This window comes from Flavobacterium sp. (genome assembly GCF_043722275.1).
In the GTDB taxonomy this organism is placed as follows: domain Bacteria; phylum Bacteroidota; class Bacteroidia; order Flavobacteriales; family Flavobacteriaceae; genus Flavobacterium.
The window spans coordinates 1-20,434 of sequence record NZ_JAYSPC010000037.1 but is presented as its reverse complement, the minus strand read 5'-3'; the positions used below and the strand labels follow the sequence as shown (position 1 = coordinate 20,434).

General features: G+C 33.1%; 16 protein-coding genes and 1 tRNA gene. 9 read left to right on the top strand and 8 right to left on the bottom strand.

Annotated features, from left to right (window positions below):
• The first annotated feature begins 194 nt into the window (after nucleotides 1-194).
• From ACHZDT_RS04775 to ACHZDT_RS04760, 4 genes are all read left to right on the top strand, one after another.
• On the top strand, nucleotides 195-626 hold the full coding sequence (locus ACHZDT_RS04775) for a PaaI family thioesterase (RefSeq protein ID WP_394773502.1): 432 nt from the start codon (nucleotides 195-197) through the stop codon (nucleotides 624-626).
• Between the two features lie 3 nt (nucleotides 627-629).
• Nucleotides 630-1,703, top strand: a complete 1,074-nt coding sequence (locus ACHZDT_RS04770) for a chorismate-binding protein (protein ID WP_394773501.1) — start codon at nucleotides 630-632, stop codon at nucleotides 1,701-1,703.
• 541 nt (nucleotides 1,704-2,244) lie between these two features.
• Nucleotides 2,245-2,961, top strand: coding sequence for a bacillithiol biosynthesis deacetylase BshB1 (bshB1, locus tag ACHZDT_RS04765; RefSeq protein ID WP_394773500.1), 717 nt, complete (start codon nucleotides 2,245-2,247; stop codon nucleotides 2,959-2,961).
• Nucleotides 2,962-3,048: 87 nt separating this feature from the next.
• A tRNA-His gene (locus ACHZDT_RS04760) sits at nucleotides 3,049-3,122 on the top strand.
• 373 nt (nucleotides 3,123-3,495) lie between these two features.
• Here ACHZDT_RS04760 and ACHZDT_RS04755 read toward each other — a convergent pair.
• The 8 genes from ACHZDT_RS04755 to ACHZDT_RS04720 form a co-directional block, all read right to left on the bottom strand.
• Nucleotides 3,496-4,344, bottom strand: a complete 849-nt coding sequence (locus ACHZDT_RS04755; protein WP_394773499.1) for a neutral zinc metallopeptidase — start codon at nucleotides 4,342-4,344, stop codon at nucleotides 3,496-3,498.
• A gap of 91 nt (nucleotides 4,345-4,435) precedes the next feature.
• Nucleotides 4,436-8,485 carry a PAS domain S-box protein gene (locus ACHZDT_RS04750; RefSeq protein WP_394773498.1) on the bottom strand — a complete coding sequence of 1,350 codons (4,050 nt, stop codon included), beginning with the start codon at nucleotides 8,483-8,485 and terminating at the stop codon, nucleotides 4,436-4,438.
• A 96-nt stretch (nucleotides 8,486-8,581) separates the two neighbouring features.
• Nucleotides 8,582-9,373 (bottom strand): hypothetical protein, encoded by a 792-nt coding sequence (locus ACHZDT_RS04745; RefSeq protein WP_394773497.1) that lies wholly within the window; start codon nucleotides 9,371-9,373, stop codon nucleotides 8,582-8,584.
• Between the two features lie 122 nt (nucleotides 9,374-9,495).
• Complete coding sequence (locus ACHZDT_RS04740; RefSeq protein ID WP_394773496.1) at nucleotides 9,496-10,824, bottom strand: aldehyde dehydrogenase; 1,329 nt, start codon at nucleotides 10,822-10,824, stop codon at nucleotides 9,496-9,498.
• Nucleotides 10,825-10,899: 75 nt separating this feature from the next.
• Nucleotides 10,900-11,589, bottom strand: coding sequence for an RluA family pseudouridine synthase (locus ACHZDT_RS04735; protein WP_394773495.1), 690 nt, complete (start codon nucleotides 11,587-11,589; stop codon nucleotides 10,900-10,902).
• A gap of 386 nt (nucleotides 11,590-11,975) precedes the next feature.
• On the bottom strand, nucleotides 11,976-12,794 hold the full coding sequence (gene panB / locus ACHZDT_RS04730) for a 3-methyl-2-oxobutanoate hydroxymethyltransferase (protein WP_213298945.1): 819 nt from the start codon (nucleotides 12,792-12,794) through the stop codon (nucleotides 11,976-11,978).
• A 49-nt stretch (nucleotides 12,795-12,843) separates the two neighbouring features.
• Complete coding sequence (locus ACHZDT_RS04725) at nucleotides 12,844-14,043, bottom strand: SH3 domain-containing protein (RefSeq protein WP_394773494.1); 1,200 nt, start codon at nucleotides 14,041-14,043, stop codon at nucleotides 12,844-12,846.
• Between the two features lie 119 nt (nucleotides 14,044-14,162).
• Nucleotides 14,163-15,590: an L-serine ammonia-lyase gene (locus ACHZDT_RS04720; protein WP_394773493.1), complete on the bottom strand. Its 1,428-nt coding sequence runs from the start codon at nucleotides 15,588-15,590 to the stop codon at nucleotides 14,163-14,165.
• A gap of 319 nt (nucleotides 15,591-15,909) precedes the next feature.
• Between ACHZDT_RS04720 and ACHZDT_RS04715 the strand changes: the two genes are divergently transcribed.
• The 5 genes from ACHZDT_RS04715 to ACHZDT_RS04695 form a co-directional block, all read left to right on the top strand.
• Entirely contained in the window at nucleotides 15,910-18,057 is a 2,148-nt protein-coding gene (locus ACHZDT_RS04715) for a cation:proton antiporter (RefSeq protein WP_394773492.1), read from the top strand.
• A gap of 33 nt (nucleotides 18,058-18,090) precedes the next feature.
• Nucleotides 18,091-18,750, top strand: coding sequence for a hypothetical protein (locus ACHZDT_RS04710; protein WP_394773491.1), 660 nt, complete (start codon nucleotides 18,091-18,093; stop codon nucleotides 18,748-18,750).
• Nucleotides 18,751-18,898: 148 nt separating this feature from the next.
• Nucleotides 18,899-19,642, top strand: a complete 744-nt coding sequence (locus ACHZDT_RS04705; protein ID WP_394773490.1) for a DUF2625 domain-containing protein — start codon at nucleotides 18,899-18,901, stop codon at nucleotides 19,640-19,642.
• A gap of 27 nt (nucleotides 19,643-19,669) precedes the next feature.
• Nucleotides 19,670-20,095 (top strand): SMI1/KNR4 family protein, encoded by a 426-nt coding sequence (locus tag ACHZDT_RS04700; RefSeq protein WP_394773489.1) that lies wholly within the window; start codon nucleotides 19,670-19,672, stop codon nucleotides 20,093-20,095.
• 48 nt (nucleotides 20,096-20,143) lie between these two features.
• The coding region (locus ACHZDT_RS04695) for a glyoxalase (protein WP_394773488.1) at nucleotides 20,144-20,434 on the top strand (291 nt) is incomplete at its 3' end.

The following is a 20,434-nucleotide window of genomic DNA, read 5'->3' as shown; positions in this document are numbered from 1 at the left end:
TGTGTATAAATTCTAATCTGTGTTAATCTGTGTAATCTGTGGCAAAAAAAAAATCAGCCACGGATTGATATTGATTGTTTTTGTAAAAATAACAAAAAACTTACATGTTCGGAGATGATTTTTAATAATAGAATTGTATTTTCTAATTTGTATCTCTTCTTTTCTTTAATTTTACGATTTTAAATTCCATTTTAATGAATTATACAAAAGAGCAAATTTTAGCGCGTTGTAACGAGTTCTCTAAAAACACGCTAATGGAAACGCTAAAAATAGAATATATAGATGCTGGCGAAGACTTTTTGACAGCAAAAATGCCTGTAAATCCGTCCGTTCACCAGCCAATGGGATTATTGCACGGAGGAGCTTCTGTAGCTTTGGCAGAAAGTGTGGGAAGTGCGGCATCGTTTTTTTTTATTGATCCAAAGGAACAAGAAGTACGGGGAATTGAAATTTCGGCAAATCACTTGAAAAGTATTCGTGAAGGCTGGGTTTTCGGAACAGCAAAAATTATCCATAAAGGAAGAAGTATTCATCTTTGGGAAATTAAAATTACGGATGAAGCCGGAAATCTGATTTCGCTTTGCAAACTGACGAATATGGTTTTAGACAGAAAGAAAACAGAATAAAACATGAATGACTTTTTTTCTAAAATAAAAAAACATTACGAGAAGCAATTGCCTTTTGTAATGTATTCCAAGCCAAATTCCAGCAATATTTTTGGGCTTTTACAGCAGAATAATACTTTACATAAAATTTCAAATTACAAAGAAAAAGGTTTTGTCTTTGCTTCTTTTGATGAAAAACAACTGATTTTAATTCCGGAAAATGAATCGGAAATAATAACGACGGAACAAGAAGAAATTACTTTTGATGCTGTCGAAATTGAAGATTTAAGTTTTGGTTCAGCAGCTAAAATTCAATACGAAGATTTAGTTTCAAAAGGAATTCAGGCAATTAAAAACGAAGAATTCAAGAAAGTGGTTTTGTCCAGAAGCGAAAAAATAACTTTATCTGAATTTGACTTTATCGAAACTTTTCAGCATTTGATTGAATTATATCCTACGACTTTTTCATATGTTTTTTTTCATCCTGAAATTGGATTTTGGATGGGAGCAACGCCGGAACAATTATTAAAAGCTAATGGAAGTGTGTTTGAAACTACGGCTTTGGCAGGAACTCAAAAAGCGAATCTGGAAACTGAAATTGTCTGGCAGCAAAAAGAAAAAGACGAACAGCAATATGTAACTGATTTTATTGTAAAAAGATTACGTGAAGTAGCTTCGTCAGTTAATGTCACGGAACCTTACAGCGTAAAAGCGGGATCAATCTGGCATATAAAAACGGATATTTCCGGGGTATTGAATGATAATTCGACTCTTGAAGAAGTGATTGATACGCTGCATCCAACTCCGGCAGTTTGTGGTTTACCAAAGAAAAAAGCAAAGGCATTTATCATAGAAAATGAAAATTATAACAGAACTTTTTATACGGGTTTCCTGGGCGAATTAAACAGCAGTTTTGCGCATAATGATATTAGTTCTGATTTATTTGTAAATTTACGAAGCATGCAAATTCAGGATAATAACGCCATTTTATACATGGGCTGCGGAATCACAAAAGAAAGTATTCCTGAGAAAGAATGGGAGGAAAGCGTCAATAAATCAATGACGATGAAAAGGGTTTTGAGGAGAAAAATAGTTTAAAGTTTCAGGTTTAAAGTTTCAGGTTTTGTTGGTAACTTGAAGCCTGAAACAAAAATACGTTTAGTTTGTCTATTTCGACTGAAAGGAGAAATCGCACTTATAACTCGACAAAGATTGGTGACATTAAGTGCGGAGTTTCTTGTGTGATTTCTCCTTGCGTCGAAATGACAAGATTACGTTGAGACTTGAAATAAAGCAAAAACTGAAACAAAAATACGTTTAGTTTGTCATTTCGACCGAATGGAGAAATCGCACTTGTAACTCGACAAAGATTGGTGACATTAGGTGCGGAATTTCTTGTGTGATTTCTCCTTGCGTCGAAATGACAAGATTACGTTGAGACCTGAAACAAAACAAATCTGAAACAAAAATACGTTTAGTTGTCATTTCGACTGAAAGGAGAAATCGCACTTGTAACTCGACAAAGATTGGTGACATTAGGCGCGGAATTTCTTGTGTGATTTCTCCTTGCGTCGAAATGACAAGATTACGCTGAAACCTGGAACAAAGAAAACCTGAAACAACAAAAACAAAACAAAAAATGAAATTAGATATATTAGCCTTTGGCGCGCATCCGGACGATGTAGAATTGGGTTGTGCGGGAACAATTTTAAAAGAAGTATCTCTGGGCAAGAAAGTTGGAATCGTTGATTTAACGCGTGGCGAATTAGGAACCCGCGGTACGGCAGAAACCAGAGATCAGGAAGCAAAAGATGCGGCTGAAATTCTGGGAGTTTTGATTCGTGAAAATTTAGAAATGCGCGATGGTTTTTTTACCAATGACGAAAAACATCAGTTAGAAGTCATTAAAATGATTCGCAAATACAAACCTGAAATTGTATTGTGCAATGCAATTGACGATCGCCATATCGATCATGGTAAAGGAAGCAAATTAGTTTCTGACGCTTGTTTTTTATCGGGATTGATGAAAATTGAAACTTCGATTGACGGAGAAAATCAGGAAGCTTGGCGACCAAAAGTCGTGTATCATTATATACAGTGGAAAAATATTCAACCAGACTTTGTAGTGGATATTACAGGTTTTGAAAATAAAAAAGTGGAAGCGATTACGGCTTATAAAACGCAATTTTATGATCCGAATTCAAAAGAACCTGCAACACCAATTACGAGTAAAAACTTCTTAGAAAGTTTAAATTATCGTGCGCAGGACTTAGGAAGGTTAGTTGGTAAAGAATTTGCAGAAGGTTTTACTGTTGAAAGGTGTTTGGCAATCAATAGCTTAGATAATTTGATATAAATTTTTCAATTTTTTGATGTAATTTTTTCAAATTTTTCTTTGTAGAAGTAAACCTTTGTTGTATATTTGCAACCGCAAAGAAAAATGGTGGTTGTAGCTCAGCTGGTTAGAGTATTGGTTTGTGGTGCCGAGGGTCGCCGGTTCGAACCCGGTCAGCCACCCAGAATTTGGAAAGCCTTGAAGAAATTCAAGGCTTTTTTTGTGCGCTTAATTTTTTTGTCATTTAGATTTCTATGATAAAAACAAATCCCCTTTTTTTATAAGTGATTTGGTTTTTATTTCTCGCAGATTTTGCAGATTGAGCAGATTTTTGGATGAAAAAGACTGTCGTCTCGAACGAGAAATCTCCACAAGTAACTCCGGTAACGATAATCTAATCTTGTCGATCCTTCCTTGCGAAGATTTCTCCATCGTCGGGCAAGATTATGTAGAGCGACAAGGTTGGAATTTGGAATTTCTTTTTTGGAATTTTTACCACAAAAAAGCATGACGTTTAAGTCATGCTTTTTTGGTTATTATAGTTTGGTTTATGAATTATTGTATTTCAGCAAAAGTATCACCGTGTTTAATATCACCCGTTTTGAATCCTTTTTTGAACCAGTACATTCTTTGTTCTGATGTACCGTGTGTAAAAGAATCGGGAACAACCTGACCTTGCATTTTACTTTGAATAGCATCATCACCAACAGCATTTGCGGCACTTAAAGCTTCTTCAATATCTCCTGTATCTAAATGCTCTTTATCATAATGGGCCCAGACACCTGCATAAAAATCAGCTTGCAGTTCTAAAGCTACCGAAAGTTTATTGGCTTGTGATTCGCTTTTTCCTTCTTGATCCTCATGCATTTTTGCTGAGGTTCCCATTAAAGTTTGTACATGATGCCCAATTTCGTGCGCAATAACGTAAGCAATAGCAAAATCACCACCCTTAGCACCAAATTTACTTTTTAACTCTTCAAAGAAGCCTAAATCCATATATACTTTCTGATCACCGGGACAATAAAATGGACCAGATGCAGATGATGCTCCACCGCAAGCGGTATTTACAGAACCTCTAAAAAGAACTAATTTTGGATTTTTATATGTCATACCGTGTTCGGTAAATATTTTGCTCCACGTGTCTTCAGTTTTAGCCAGGACAGTTCTTACAAAATGTCCCATCTCTTCATCTTCCTTGCTTAATGGGGCGGCAGCTTCAGTTTGTTGTTGCCCGCCTTGCATTTGCTCCAATACATTTCCAACAGTTTGTCCGGTTTCACCACCAAAAACGTTTAATAACAAAATAATTATACCAATTACTCCACCTCCAACAGCTACTTTTCCGCCAGACATACCTCTTCTGTCTTCAACATTATCGCTTTCTCTTGATCCTAACCACTTCATATTATATTGTATTTTAGTTTATTGCCTTTTATCTTGTACGAATTTATATATTTTTTAGGAAATATGCATTACAGTTGTAATTTAGTTTTTACTATTTTAACCACTTTACCAAGGCTTCTTCCACAGTACCTTTAATAATAGGTTTTGAAATATAATCATCCATTCCGGCTGATATGCATTTGTTTCTTTCGTCTTTTTCAGCGCCGGCAGTTACTGCGATTATTGGGATATCTTTGCCGGAAATCGTGTTTCTAATGGCTTTTGTAGTTTCATAGCCATTCATAATTGGCATTTGAATGTCCATAAAAACAAGATCAGGATTAATGCTTTCAAACTGATTTACGGCCTCATATCCGTTTTCGCATTCATAAATATAAGCTGTACTATATAAGTTCTTGATTATAGTTTTTAGCAGTAACATATTTACCTTATTATCTTCTACAATTAAAAATGTAATGTCTTTATGGTTTGAAATAATATTGTTGGCGCTTAATTCAAGGCTGATTTTTTTAAGTTCGGCGTTGTATTTTTCGTTGATACTTTGATTGCTGGTTTTTAAATTTAAATCAAAATAAAAATTACTTCCTGAATCAATTTTGCTTTCAAGCTGCAAATGGCTTTCCATCAACCCTAATAACTGATTCGAAATGGTTAATCCTAAACCTGTTCCGCCAAATTTTCGGGTTGTAGAACTATCTTCCTGAGAAAATGCTTTAAAAATCTTCTTTTGATTTTTTTCAAGAATCCCAATTCCCGTATCTACAACCGAGAATCGAATCACACAATTATTGCCTTTACTTTTTTCTAAAACCGAGACATTCAGTTTAATAGAACCTTCATTAGTAAATTTTACTGCGTTTGAAAGTAAGTTGATTAAAATTTGTTTAATCCTCACAATATCAGTCCAGATATATTTAGGAACATCAGGATCTACATTTAATTCCAGTTTCAGATTTTTTTGATTTGATTCGTAAACAATTAAATCAAATACTTGCCCCAGTACTTTTTTAATATCATATAAATCAATAAAAAGTTCCAGTTTTCCGGCTTCAATTTTAGAAAAATCAAGAATATCGTTTATAATCTCCAACAGCGAATGTGCCGATTGATTGATTGTTGTCATGTATTTTTCCTGAATTTCTTCAAGTTCAGTTTTCATCAATAAATGCGTAAAACCAATAATTCCGTTTAACGGCGTTCTGATTTCATGCGACATATTGGCTAAAAAGTCAGACTTAGATTTATTTGCGGCTTCGGCAAGTTGTTTGGCTTTTATCGCATCTTCAGTTTCTTTTTTATTGGTAATATCAAAGTAAATTCCGCCCACAAATTCAATTTCATCTCCTTTTTTGATCACATCTCCAAATTCTTCGACCCAAATATATTCACCGCTTTTTCGCTGAATTCGGTAAACATTATGCAAAGGCATTCCGGTTTGTAAATTGTCAATCTGACTGTTGATTACTTCGTCTTTATCTTCAGGATGAATCAGCGATAAAAAGGATAAATTGTTCTCAATAAATTCTGATTTTGAATAACCGGTTAAATTTAAAATTTCATCATTCAGGAATATTTTGGTCGAAAAAGCATCAAATTTGGATAAATAAACCGTTCCCGGAATATTGTTGGCAATCAATTTAAACTTTTCTTCGCTTTCAAGAATTCTATTTTCATTTCGATTTCTTTCTAATGCCGATGAAATATTATTGGCAAGAACCTGAAAGATATAAATTTCTTCTTCAGACCATTTTCGTTCATTCGTACAATCGTCAAAACCTATAAAACCCGTAAAAATATCATTGATGTACAAAGGCAAAATCAGGATTGATTTGATTTCATTTTCCATCAATAATGTCTTGAAAAAAGTATCATCAAGATTGCGTGTAAGTGTATTTAAGATTTTTTTGTTTTGCGCTGATTCGTAAATTTCTTTTAAATTATCTTCTGTAAAATGGCGCAATTCAGTTATTTGATGTTCGATTCCTTTTCTCGACCATTTGTATTTTTGGCAAACGGTATCACTTGTAAAGTCTTTTTCGTAGTAATACATATGGTCGACTTTGGCAGCTTTTCCTATCAAATCATAGGTTTCCTGAAACATTTCGTGCGTCGTTTTACTCAGCAAAAATTTCTCTGTACACAAAGCAAGTGCCGAAAGTAACTGACTTTTGAATTCCAGTCTTCGTTCTGCTTCAAGACGCATTTGTGACGAAATCGCTAACGAAATTACATCAGATATCGTTCTGGCATAATTAATATCCTCATTATCCCAGTCTCTTTTTTCATCGGTACTTTCAAAACATACAACGCCGGCAAGTTGTCCGCTTAAAAATATTGGGACATCAAGCATTGATTTGATGTGATTTTTAGTAAAATAAAGCCTCTGAAATTCAGATGTTTCGAGTTTGTTGAATACATCCGGAGCATTTATGATTGCTTTGCTTTTTAAGGTTTCAAAATAAATAGGATATGATTCTTTATCGAGAATATTTTTGTCGCTTAAGTTTTGATTATCAAGGCTAAATAAGTTTTTGCACGTAATTAAATCGTTGGAATATTTCCAGAAACTTACCCGATTCGTTTTTGATACCGTCGAAGCTTCTTTAATAATATAATCAATTACAGAATTTAAAGTATCGTATTTGCTGAAATCTGAAGTGGATAATTTTTTTGTGGAATTATTATAGGCTTCAATTTTTTTAAGACGCTTCTTTTTCTCGTTTTCTATGTTTTTAATATCGGTAATATCCCTTGCAATTCCCGCAAAACCAATAGTTTGACCTAAATCATTTTTGCGAATGATGATCTTTTGCGAAATCCATAATGGTTTTCCGTTTTTCTTTAATATCGGAATCTCAATTGTTGGGAAATTGTTTTCGTTGATATCCAGGTTTTCATAAAAATCGACTGCATTTCGCTGATAATTTTCATGTATAAAATTAGAATAATGCTGTCCGGTAATTTCATTTTCAGAATAGCCTAAAATCGAAAATCCAAAATCATTTACAAAAGTGAAATAACCATCAGTATCAATTTCAAAAATAATATCTGTCGCAGTCTGAATCAGGTTTTTATATTGATCCCTGACATTGATTTGTTCCGTAACATCCTGACCAATACTTATAATTAGATCTTCGGAGAATTTTTTATCTTTCCATTGAATGTATTTGAACTCGCCATTTTTGCTTTTTAATTTTCGGATATAAAGCGTTTTTTCTTCATGATTGAAGTTTTTTATATTATCAACGTCAGTTTCTTTAGTTAGTTTCCAAAACCTCAAACCCATTACTTCATCGGGCAAATAACCTAAAATTGAAGTGATGGTTTCACTACAAAACAGGACTTCATTTTTTTTGTTTGTAGCAATCGTCAGCGAATTTCCTTTGTGAACGATTTCATTTGTAAACCTGAAATTATCTCTGTTGTTTAATAAAACTGCGTATTTTACCTGATTAATTATAAACACAATAATGCAGTAATTAATTAATAAAATAGATGATTTTACCGGAATCAAATGTAAAACAACTGTGATTATAAGATAGATAAATACAACTCCTACAAATACCCAATAGACTTTTATGGGTTTTAAAATGCTGTAAGAGAAGTAGAAGGAAATCAGAAAAGCAATTATAGGAACTAAATCGTGCTTAAGATAAATGATATTATAACCTACATGTACAAGAAACATCAGAAATAATACAATAAATATTTGCTGAACTCTGTCGCGTAAAAATTTAACTTTATTGGTTATGAGATAAATTAAAAGTATTGAAGATCCAATGATAACGTTTAAAACCAGCATACTTCGCGGTCTGACTTTAAAAATTTCGTTAATGATTTCGATTACAATAATGGAGATACCAAAAAATAAAAGATAAAGCTGATATTCGCGATTTGCGGTTTCGGTTTCTAATTTCTTTTCGATAAAATAACCAATTCTGGCTTTTATTTTGATGAATTGATAAACCAGAATTCCCACGAAACCAATTAAAGCTAATCCTAAAAGAATGAGCTTAGGATTGTTATAGAAAATAATGTCAGAAGTAAAAACGTACCACGTTGCAATAATTGATTTTAGGGCATTACCAACAAAGGCAATTCCTGAAATCAACGAATTGAAAAAACTATAGTTTTGTACCATAGATTTTGGGGTATGTTTTGGTTTAGTAAATAAGCCTTTTTGAAAATTTTAAAAAAGAGTAGGTTAAGCTCTGATATTATCTAAAATTTTCTGTTTTTATTCTAAATCCGATTTTCCAATTGTATCAATCGGATCTTCTTTATCAATATTAAAAATGGTACAATATATTGCGTAAGTCATTGAATAACTAAATGGAATTGTAAAGAGTAATCCGATACAAAATGCCATAAAGCCAATAAGCATTGCGCCAACAATAGTAATTATTAAGGCGAATAATATGGCGGGTTGCTTTGAAATAATGATGAAACTTGATTTTATAGCATCGAAGGCTTTTAGATTTCCGAATATAATTAACGGAATGATCAGGAATGTAAAAAAGGATAAAAATAAAGATACCGCAAGTCCTAAAACGTTGAGGTGCTGTAACTCTAAAAATGTGCCTATAGCAACATTTAATAAAGAAATGGTAAATGTGGCAAGAAATATTTGTAAAAAATAATGGTTTTTGTAATAAGTAAAAACGGTAGCAACTTTAAACTCCTGATCTTTTTGAGCCGAATCTGCCATTTTTAGAAATCCGGCTGTAAACGGACTAAATATTGCTGAAAGTATTGCGGTTCCAAAGATGTAATAAACCAATTGAATCTGTGTTAGATGTTGTGGCTCAATAGTGAGAAATTTTGCATTCTCTAATTTGTCAACACCAAAAATTTGTATCAAAATTACAGCAGCGATCACACCAAAAAAGACGGAAAAGACTAACAAGATTAATCCCGCGTAAACCGCTATTTTTTTATAATTCTCAAAAGCAAGGTTAAAAACATTTGAAAAATCTAAGGTATAACCATGATTTTTAATGTCTTTGATTTGATCAGATATGGATTTCATTTTTGGGTAAGTAGAATTATTTTATATTTCCGCGATTTAGGATGGTATTCAAGCGTAAATATAATATTTTTAATCAATTCCGTATGAAAAACTCGAAAACATTACGAAATTGTTTTTTGAGCTTACATCCAGTCCAATATTCTTTTAATAGAGGCTAATTTATCTTTGTAAGGGGCATATCTCATGGGTAAATCCAGCCAGTTTGCTTTTTTTACAACCGCTTTATGGTGCGAGAAAATATCAAAGCTCAATTTTCCGTGATAAGCGCCAATTCCGCTATGACCAACACCTCCAAAAGGCAGTCTTTTATTAGAAAAATGAACAACCGTATCGTTGATACATCCGCCGCCAAAAGAATACGTTTTGATTAATTTTTTGGCAAACGATTTATTTTCGCTAAAAACATAAAATGCAAGAGGTTTCTCATAACGGCTAATTACGTTTTGTATATCGGCTTCCGTCTCATAAATCAAAATAGGTAAAATAGGTCCGAATATTTCTTCTTTCATTATCTGACTATCCAATGACGGTTCTTCAATAAGTGTAGGCGAAATATATAGGTTAGTGGCATCAGTTTCTCCGCCAAAAATTACTTTTTCGCGTTCAATCATACTATCTAGCCTAACCCAGTTTTTGGTATTAATTATTCGGGCAAAGTCAGGAGATTTGTCTATTTTTTTGCCGTATGCTTTTATGATTTCTTCAATTACAAAAGAAATGAAATTGACCTTCATGTTTTTTTGAATCAAAATATAATCCGGCGCAATACAAGTTTGACCTGCATTAATAAATTTTCCCCAGACAATTCGTTTTGCGGCAAGTCTTAAGTTGGCAGTTTCATCAATAATACAAGGATTTTTTCCGCCTAATTCTAAAGTTATAGGAGTTAAGTTTTCGGCTGCGGCTCTGGCAACTATTTTTCCAACAGAAACACTTCCTGTAAAAAAAATATAATCCCAGCGTTGCGCCAGTAATTTATTCGAAACTTCGACACCGCCTTCAACAACTTCAACATGACTGACATGAAATGCTTTTTCGATGATTTTAGCAATTATGGCTGAAGTATTCGGAGTAAGTTCTGATGGTTTTAAAACAACTCTGTTTCCGGCTGCAACGGCAGAAATTAACGGACATAATGCTAACTGAAAAGGATAATTCCAGGGCGCAATGACCAAAACGTCTCCGTAAGGTTCCTTGTAAATATAATCAGTAGAAGGGAAGTTAAGAATTGAAGGAAAAACACGTTTGCGTTTTGCCCATTTATTGAGGTTTTTGATCGTGTCTTTTAATTCCGAAATCACATAATTTGTTTCGGTTAAAACAGCTTCAAATTCAGGCTTTTTAAAATCATCGTATAAAGCTTTTACAATTAAGTCTTCACTTTTCTGAATGTTATACAACAACTTTTTTAGCGTTTCTTTTCTATATCCGATGTCGTTTTTATAATCCATTTTTTGATCAGCTTGATTTATGTCTATGCAAGTTAATCGATAAAAATTAAAAAATTATAAATTATAACATAAAAATCAAAGCGCGTTCCAAATAGTTTCATCGGGAGTTGGAGCGACAATTGTAACGTTTTCTTTAGAAACCGGATGAATAAAAACCAGTTTTCTGGCATGAAGATGAATTCCTCCGTCAGGATTACTTCGGTCAAAACCATATTTTAAATCGCCTTTTATAGGAGATCCAATCGCGGCCAATTGCGCACGAATTTGATGATGACGACCTGTATGTAAATTGATTTCAAGAGCCACATAATTTTGAAGTTCTTTAAAAACCGTATAATCTAAACTTGCCAGTTTACTATCCGGAACTTCTTTTAAATGCGCTTTTGAAGTATTATTTTTTTCATTTCGTTTAAGATAATGAACCAATTTAGCAGTTGTTTCCTGAGGTTTATTCTTCACAACTGCCCAATAGGTTTTTTGCGTTTCACGATTACTGAACATTTCGTTCATTCTCGTTAAAGCTTTACTTGTTCTGGCAAAAACCACAATTCCGGTTGTGGGACGATCTAGACGATGAATCACGCCCAGAAAAACATCGCCAGGTTTATTGTATTTGTCTTTAATGTATTCTTTTACAACATCAGATAAAGGTTTATCACCCGTTTTATCACCTTGTACAATATCGCCTACGCGTTTATTAACCACAATAATATGATTATCTTCATGTAGAATTTGGAGATTATTTTTATCTGAAAGAATTTTCATTGTAGAATTTATGTAAATTTTAGATTTCTGATTTTAGAAAAGAAATTTGGCTAAAGCCATTTTGGTGAATTAAAAATATATCCTTCAGTTAAAGCTCAATCAGAAGCCGTAATCTTGTCATCTCGACGCAGGAGAGATCACGAAGAAACTCGACAAAGATTGGCGAATACCTGAACGGAAATACTAGTGTGATCTCTCCTGCGTCGAGATGACAACTCTTTGCGATTTTGCATCTTTGCGAGAGGATTATTCGCTATATTATTATAGATTTATCCTTAACTTAATAACATTGAGGTAAAACCAGAGGATATTCATTTAAAACCTCTGAACCTAAAAAGAAAACTTAGCAACTCAGTAACTCAGAAACTTAGCAACTTTAAAAAAAGCTAGTACTGTTCCCCGGCATTAGGAAAATCACTTGACTTAACATCAGCAGCATATTGACCAATTGCTTTAGTCATTTCATCGTATAAATTTAGGTAACGACGTAAAAAGCGGGGGCTAAATTCATTGTTCATTCCTAACATATCATGAATTACCAAAACTTGTCCGTCAACGCCGCCACCGGCACCAATTCCTATTACGGGAATCGAAATACTTTTAGCAACTTGTTCCGCTAAATGAGCAGGGATTTTTTCAAGAACAATACCAAAACAGCCAATTTTCTCTAACAGTTTTGCATCTGCGATTAATTTTTCTGCTTCTTCGTCTTCTTTTGCACGAACGCTGTAAGTTCCAAATTTGTAGATGGATTGAGGTGTTAAACCTAAATGTCCCATAACCGGAATTCCTGCGTTTAATATTTTTTTGATAGATTCTTTAATTTCTTTTCCACCTTCAAGTTTCACAGCGTGGCCGCCGCTTTCCTTCATGATTCTGATAGCAGAACGCAAAGCTTCTTTTGGATCAGACTGGTAACTTCCAAAAGGTAAATCTACCACAACCAGCGCTCTTTCTACAGCGCGAACTACAGATGAAGCGTGATAAATCATTTGATCTAAAGTAATAGGCAACGTCGTTTCGTGACCCGCCATAACATTTGATGCTGAATCGCCCACTAAAATCACATCGACTCCTGCGGTATCAACAATTTTTGCCATCGTAAAATCGTAAGCCGTAAGCATAGAGATTTTTTCTCCGTTGCTTTTCATTTCGATCAATGACTTTGTTGTGATTCTTTTATAATCTTTTTTTGCTACTGACATTTTATTTTTTTTTGAAGATGTAAAAGTATTGATTAATTATAGATTGAAATCAGCAATAGAAGAATATTTCGATGGTAAATATTTTTCCATCCTTGAATTCTACCTTAAATTCGCTGTCTTCTAATTGTATAGAGTAATTATGCGGCGCTTTTATTGAAGCGCCAATATAAGATCCGTATTTTTCGATAAATGCTTTTTCAGTTACTGAATTGTCTAATGTTGCATTTGGATTTAGAACAAGTTTGTTATTTTCATTAATAAAAACTTTTGTTATTTCTGCCTGATTTTTTTGCTCACTTACAGAAGCTTCTAAATCCGGATAATAGTAAAAAGTCTCACTTAAATAAACACCGCATTCATCACTTACATTCGCCTTTTTTAATGGTTTTCCAAAAGTTTTTTCCAAATCTTTTTGAGTTAAGTACCATGCTTTGGTTTTTAAACCTTTCAGGACAAATTCTGATTTTTTAACGAAAGCCAGAACCTCTTCCGGTTTTTTATGTTTTGCTAATCCTTTGGCTATAGCCATATTTAGTTCAGTATCAGCAAGAAGTTTCGGATCGTTTAATTGTTTTACAACCTCATAATATCTTTGATAAGCCGGAGCAAGAGTTGCAGCATCACTATTCCATGCTAATTCTACAATTCGCTCACCAACAGTTTTGCGCTCTGTAATATTATTAACATCCAGTTTATCAAAATCTTTTAATAAAGTATTGAAATCAGGTCTTTTACCAATGAATTTGCGTAAAGTAAATTTTGCATATTCATCACTAAAATTACCACTTATATTTACCCATTCTTCCTGATTTTTCGGGAGATAATTTACAGCAACCGGATCACCAACATTTAGAATTTCCTTAATTTTCGAAGTTTTATCAGGTTGTGCTCTTGCTTTTAAACCGGCAACCAAAACAAAAAGGTGATTACTGCCGTAATAATTATCGCTGCCTTCAATAATTGGGTTTTCGTTGTCACGGACTTTAATGTCGGCTGAATTTAATCTTGTGGCAACAAATTTTTCAGGAATATAACCTTCAGATAAATTATCAGCTTTTACTTTATACCAGCCGTTTTTGCTTTCGGATAATAATTGAATTTCGGCACCATATTTAAAATATCCCAAAAATTCAGCCGAAGCACTTGCCGAAGTGTACAAACGTGTATCTGAATTAAGGAAATAACGTTCCTGAGCATGCATTAAAACAGAGCAAAATAAGAATGCTATAAAAAAGTGGTATTTTTTCATGGAGTTATTTTTTGGATAGGATTTTTTTTGCCACAGATTAAAAGATTTAAAAGGATTTTTCAAATTACATTTTAGATATTAATCTGTGATAATCCTTTAATTTGTGGTAAAAATATTTTTTAACAATCAGCCATATTTACGGCAATTGCAAGTCCTCCTTCAGAAGTTTCTTTGTATTTAGAATTCATGTCTTTTGCAGTTTGCCACATTGTATCAATGACTTTATCAAGAGGAACTTTTGCGTTTTTAGAATCAGTTTCAAGCGCAAGTTCCGCAGCGTTTATGGCTTTTATGGCGCCCATTGTATTTCTTTCGATACACGGAATCTGAACCAAACCGCCAATTGGGTCGCAGGTTAAACCAAGATGATGTTCCATTGCGATTTCGGCAGCCATTAAAACCTGAGCAGGAGATCCGCCCATTAATTCGCAAAGTGCCGCTGCAGCCATAGATGACGAAACACCAATTTCTGCCTGACAACCGCCCATCGCAGCTGATATTGTAGAACCTTTTTTAAAGATACTTCCTATTTCTCCGGCAACCATTAAAAATTGTTTGATTTCTTTTTCGCCTGCATCGTGGTTTTCAATCACCAGATAATACATTAAAACCGCCGGAATTACACCAGCGCTTCCGTTTGTAGGCGCAGTAACAACGCGGCCTAAAGCAGCATTTACCTCATTTACGGCAAGTGCAAAACAACTTACCCATTTCAGGATCTGACGAAATTTTACTTCGGTTTTTCTAATTTCTTCCAGCCACGTTTGCGGGTTCGAATAATTTGATAAACCTATTAAGTTTTGGTGCATATCAAAAGCCCTTCTGCGAACGTTTAATCCACCCGGGAGAATTCCTCCGGTATGACAGCCAATATACATACATTCTAACATCGTATTCCAGATGCGCATTAATTCTGAGTGAATTTCGGCTTCCGGACGCATCGATTTTTCGTTTTCATACACAATTTCCGAGATCGATTTGTTCTCTGAAATCGTATAATTTAAAAGCTCAACCGCATTTTGAATCGGGAAGGGGAAAGCACATTTTATAACCTCTTTGATTTTGGCATTTGTGCGTTCTTCTTTCACCACAAAACCACCTCCAATAGAATAAAAAGTAGCATCATATTCAGAATCATCTTCTTTATAAGCGGTGAATTTTAATCCATTTGCATGAAAGGGAAGAAACTCTTTATTGAATACAATATCCTGTAGAAAGTAAAACGGAATTTTATATTCATTTGCCAGAATAATTTCGTTTGAATCTTCGATATTTTTAATAATTCCGGCAATATCATCTATTGGGATATATTCAGGATCTTGTCCGCTTAAGCCCAGCATTACAGATAAATCAGTAGCGTGACCTTTTCCCGTTAAAGAAAGTGATCCGTATAAATCGACTTTTACTCGTTTAATTTGGTCTAAAATTGATTCGTTTTTTAACTCTTCTAAAAAACGTTCTGCGGCTCTCCAAGGTCCTAAAGTATGTGAACTTGAGGGACCAACGCCAATTTTAAGCATATCAAAAACAGAGATACATTCTTCCATTGTGCAATATTTATTAAGACAAAGATAATTGAATAATGCAACGAACATTTATTTTCATTTGTTAATGTTGCAGTTTTGTTAAAAAAAATATTAAATTTTAATAATTTGGCAATGAAACAAATTTTATTCCTTAATATGCGGTTTTCGTAAAGAGTTCGCGTTTTTTTTAGGTATTTTTGTAGTGAAGCAATCACTAAAGAATCCAATTTTATTAATCTTTTTAAATAAATTGGAATATAATAACTTCTGCGATTTCATTTTAATTTGGATATTTCTTTTTACGAAAATTAAAATACCACAAAGAAGATAAAATTACATTATGATAGAATTTTTCAAGCATTTTTTACAAGAATTCGAATTACCATTAAGCAATCCAGTATTAATTTTTTCGTTGATACTTTTCATTATTCTCTTGTCACCTATTTTACTGAAAAAAATAAATATTCCAGGGATTATCGGACTTATTATTTCCGGTGTAATCATTGGACCTCACGGACTTAATATTCTGGCCAAAAATTCAGCCGTTGATTTATTTTCAACAATCGGACTTTTATATATTATGTTTATCGCCGGTTTAGAACTTGATATGAACGAGTTTAAAGCCAACCGAAATAAAAGTTTACTCTTCGGGTTCTTCACCTTTATATTTCCATTATCGATTGGGTTTCCGGTTTGTTATTATTTACTAAATTATGATTTTAATGCAAGTTTTTTAACCGCAAGTATGTTCGCGACACACACTTTAGTCGCTTATCCTATTGTAAGTAAAATGGGAATTGCTAAAAATCAAGCTGTTGCCATAACTGTTGGAGGAACTATTTTAACCGATACTGCTGTTTTGATAATTCTAGCCATTATTATGGGAAGCAGTCAGGGAAATCTAAATCAGGCTTTCTGGATAAAATTAGGCGTTTCATTAGCGATTTTCTCCGCGATTATGTTTTTGGTTATTCCAAGGATTGCAAAATGGTTCTTTAAGAAGTTAGAAAGTGAAAAACACGCCCATTATATTTTTGTGCTTTCTGTTGTATTCTTCGCAGCATTTTTAGCCGAAGTTGCAGGAGTTGAACCTATTATTGGCGCATTCGTTGCCGGTTTGGCCTTGAATCCTTTAATTCCGCATTCATCAGCATTGATGAACAGAATTGAGTTTATTGGAAATTCATTGTTTATTCCGTTTTTCCTGATTTCTGTGGGAATGCTGGTTGATATCAGCGTTATTTTAAGCGGACCAACGGCATTAATTGTGGCGGGAACTTTGAGCGTTGTGGCTATTTTCGGGAAATGGATTGCGGCGTTTTTTACCCAAGTTGTTTTTAAATATACAAAGACAGAACGTCAACTTATTTTTGGGTTGAGCAGTGCGCACGCAGCGGCAACTTTAGCTGTAATTTTGGTTGGTTTTAAAGCCAAAATTCTTGACGAAAATATCTTAAACGGAACTATTATCTTAATATTAATTACATGTATTGTAGCATCTTTCGCAACTGAAAAAGCAGCGAAAAAAATTGCTATATGCGAAGAAGAAGTTTCTCACGAAGATGCTCATAGCGACCAGATTTTAGATGAACATATTTTAATTCCGTTAGCAAAAACTTCGGCGACAGCCACTTTATTAGATTTTGCTCTTTTGATAAAAGATAAAAAATCTTCTAATCCGATTACTTTGTTAACGATTGTTCCAAATAACGATCAGGCCGAAAAAAATATTTTAAAATATAGAAAAGCAGTTGATAAATTTGTGATTCAGGGAATAGCTTCTGAAGTAAAGATTAACACGATTGCCAGAATTGACCATAATCCTGCCAGCGGAATCGCGAGAACTTCCAAGGAGATAATGTCGGATATTGTCATTGTAGGCTGGCCGAGAAAAACAGGATTTCTGGATAAAATTTTTGGAGAAAACGTAGATTCGATTATCAATAACGTAGATAAAAGTTTATTCATTTGCAGATTTCAGAAAAATTTTATTGAAGAAAAAAGATTGGTTTTTATTTGTCCGCCATTCTCAGAAAGAGGCGTTGGATTTCATCTTTTACTACAGAAAATCTGCCGATTATCTCAGGAATTAAGTATTTCGATTATAATTTATGCCGAATATAAAACGCATCAGACGATTCAGCAAATTGCAACAAATTTGAAATTGAACGCAAAATTAGGTTTCAAAAGCATCATGAATTGGGAAGATTTTGAATCAATCTCAGATGAAATCAAACCAACCGATTTAATTGTTTTTAATTTATCCCGCAAAGGCTCTGTTTCGTACAAATCGATCTTTGATAAATTGCCTCAGAAATTCGAGAAATCATTCGATGATAATAACCTTATTTTAGTTTATGCACAAGACGATCGCAAAGGAACATCGATGGATGCTTATGAGGATTTTACTGCAACGCCATTAACTAAAGGTCTTGAAGCGATTGAACAAATTGGTCGAGGTTTGGGAAATATTTTGAAGAAAGGATAAAATAAAGAATTATTATAGTATAGGTTTAATTATATGACAAATTCTGAAAAAATAGATCAATTTATAGCTAATAATGATCAATCAACAATCAAAGATTATCACGATAAACTGTTTGAAAATTTAACGGTGTTGAATGAAAAAGAAGATAAGTTAATTGTATGGCAAATTGTTATTATTTTTCTTTACTTATTTGCGGGTAATCTAAAAATCGAAAATTTGAGCTTAGGACCAGTATCTATAACTGATTCATCTTTACTATCGAAACTAATACCGTTGGTTTTTGTGTATGTCTTATATGATTTAAATTCAGTAAGTCATCAGAAGCAAGAAATTTTGGTGGCATTTAACATTATATCCAAATCAAGATTTGATAAAATGTTTAAACAAGACGATTTAAATAATTATTTGACAAGAATTTATAAACCATATGCTTTTACAAATTCAATTTCAAATTTTATTAGAGAAAAGGCTAGTCTTGTCGAAATTATTTTTGGTTTACTTATTTTGATTCCCGCAATGTTAATTTGGACTATCCCATTTGTTATTGTGTTTTCAATGATAAGAGATGTTTATATTAATCACTTTAATAATTTATTAGACAAACTTTCTTTCTTCGTTACTATATGGATAACGTTGGTAGTTGCTTATCAAATGATAGCTAGGATGGTAATGCTATATCGTAAAGAAAATTGATTATATTTTACAGTGATAAAAAATGAATTACATGGCTATTCTATTTCAATATTTACGAAATTTTTATTGCAATTTAGGTTTTAAAGAGACAATTTGAGGTTTGGGAAATATCAAAAACTAGATATAAAATAATATTTACAAGATAATAATGACAAGAAGGTTTGTATTAATTGCATTGATATTGGTAACTTTTGTTGCAACAGGACAAAACAAAATGAAAAAAGCAGAAGAACTTATTGATAAAAAGGATCCGGGCTGGCCAATTGTTCAGGATTGGATTAAAACAGCAAAAAATAAAGTGGAGATTTTGCCGGTTGATGCTGTAAAAGCAAAAGATGCCTTATATAAAACGCAAGTTACAACGCGTTCGCCAATGGGAGCAATTGTTTTTATGACAGGCGGACTTTTAGTTGACGATGGATGGATCAGGATTTTAGGTTCTGGAAATTCAAGATTTAATCGCACGCTTCCGGATTGGAATAAAGGAAAAGCATTTAAGGAATTTGGCGAAACACCTTCTTTTTTATTAATTGCCGATGACGCAATTGGCGGTTTTTATCTTTTAAATGGTGGCGGATTAGGAACTGATGTAGGTAAAATTTACTATTTTTCTCCTGATAATCTCCAATATGAAGCGCTTGACATTACTTATTCTGAATTTTTAGAATTTTGTTTTAATAACAATTTAGATAAGTTTTACGAAGGAAACAGATGGAATGGATGGCGGGAAGAAGTTTCAAAATTAAAAGGCGATGAGGTTTTTAATTTTTATCCGTTTTTATGGTCAGCCGAAGGAAATGATATCAATAAAAGTTCACGAAAAATAATTTTCGTTCAGGAACAATATAGCTTGAATATAGATTTACAAAAACAAATGAGTTCGAGTAAATAGTTAGTTCAAGATTTGAAAGTATATTTTATGGAAGATTTACAAGCAATAATTTCAAAGTATGATTTTCCAAAAAGGGAATTGAATTCTTCAATTCAAATAGCTGAAGTTGAATCTTTTTCTAATTTGAAACTTCCTGAAGATTATGTTTTTTATCTTGAAAATTATCTGGGAATCGATCAGTTTATTGGTGTTGAGTTTATAAAACTTTGGAGTTTAGAAGAAATTATCGAAGCCAATAAAAGCTATAAAATAGTTGAAGAATTGAACGGAACAATTGGAATTGGTACAAACGGAAGTGGTGAATTTATTGGAATCGAAATCGATCAATTTGAGAATGTGAAAATAATCCTTTCGCCTTTTATTGGTTTAAATAGTAGAAATAATACTGTAATTGGAACTTCATTTACAGATTTCCTTATTCGTCTTGATAATAAAATTGAATGGTTTTCTTAAATTTGATAATCAATTAGAGAAATTAAGATCTTCATAAATTCAATAAATATGAATCATAAAGCTAAATCCATCCGACCTTTTATTGGTGCTAAAGATTTTGAAATTTCAAGAAAGTTTTATCGTGATTTAGGTTTTGAAGAAACAGTTTTAGAAGCTAATTTTTCTGTATTTAAAACCGGAGAAATAGCTTTTTATCTTCAGGATTATTATGAGAAAAGCTGGAATGAAAACACAATGATTTTTCTCGAAGTTGATGATGTCGATCGCTATTATAACGAACTTTTAGCACTTAATTTAACTGAAAAATATGGAGTAAAATTAACTCCAACGCGCCATTTA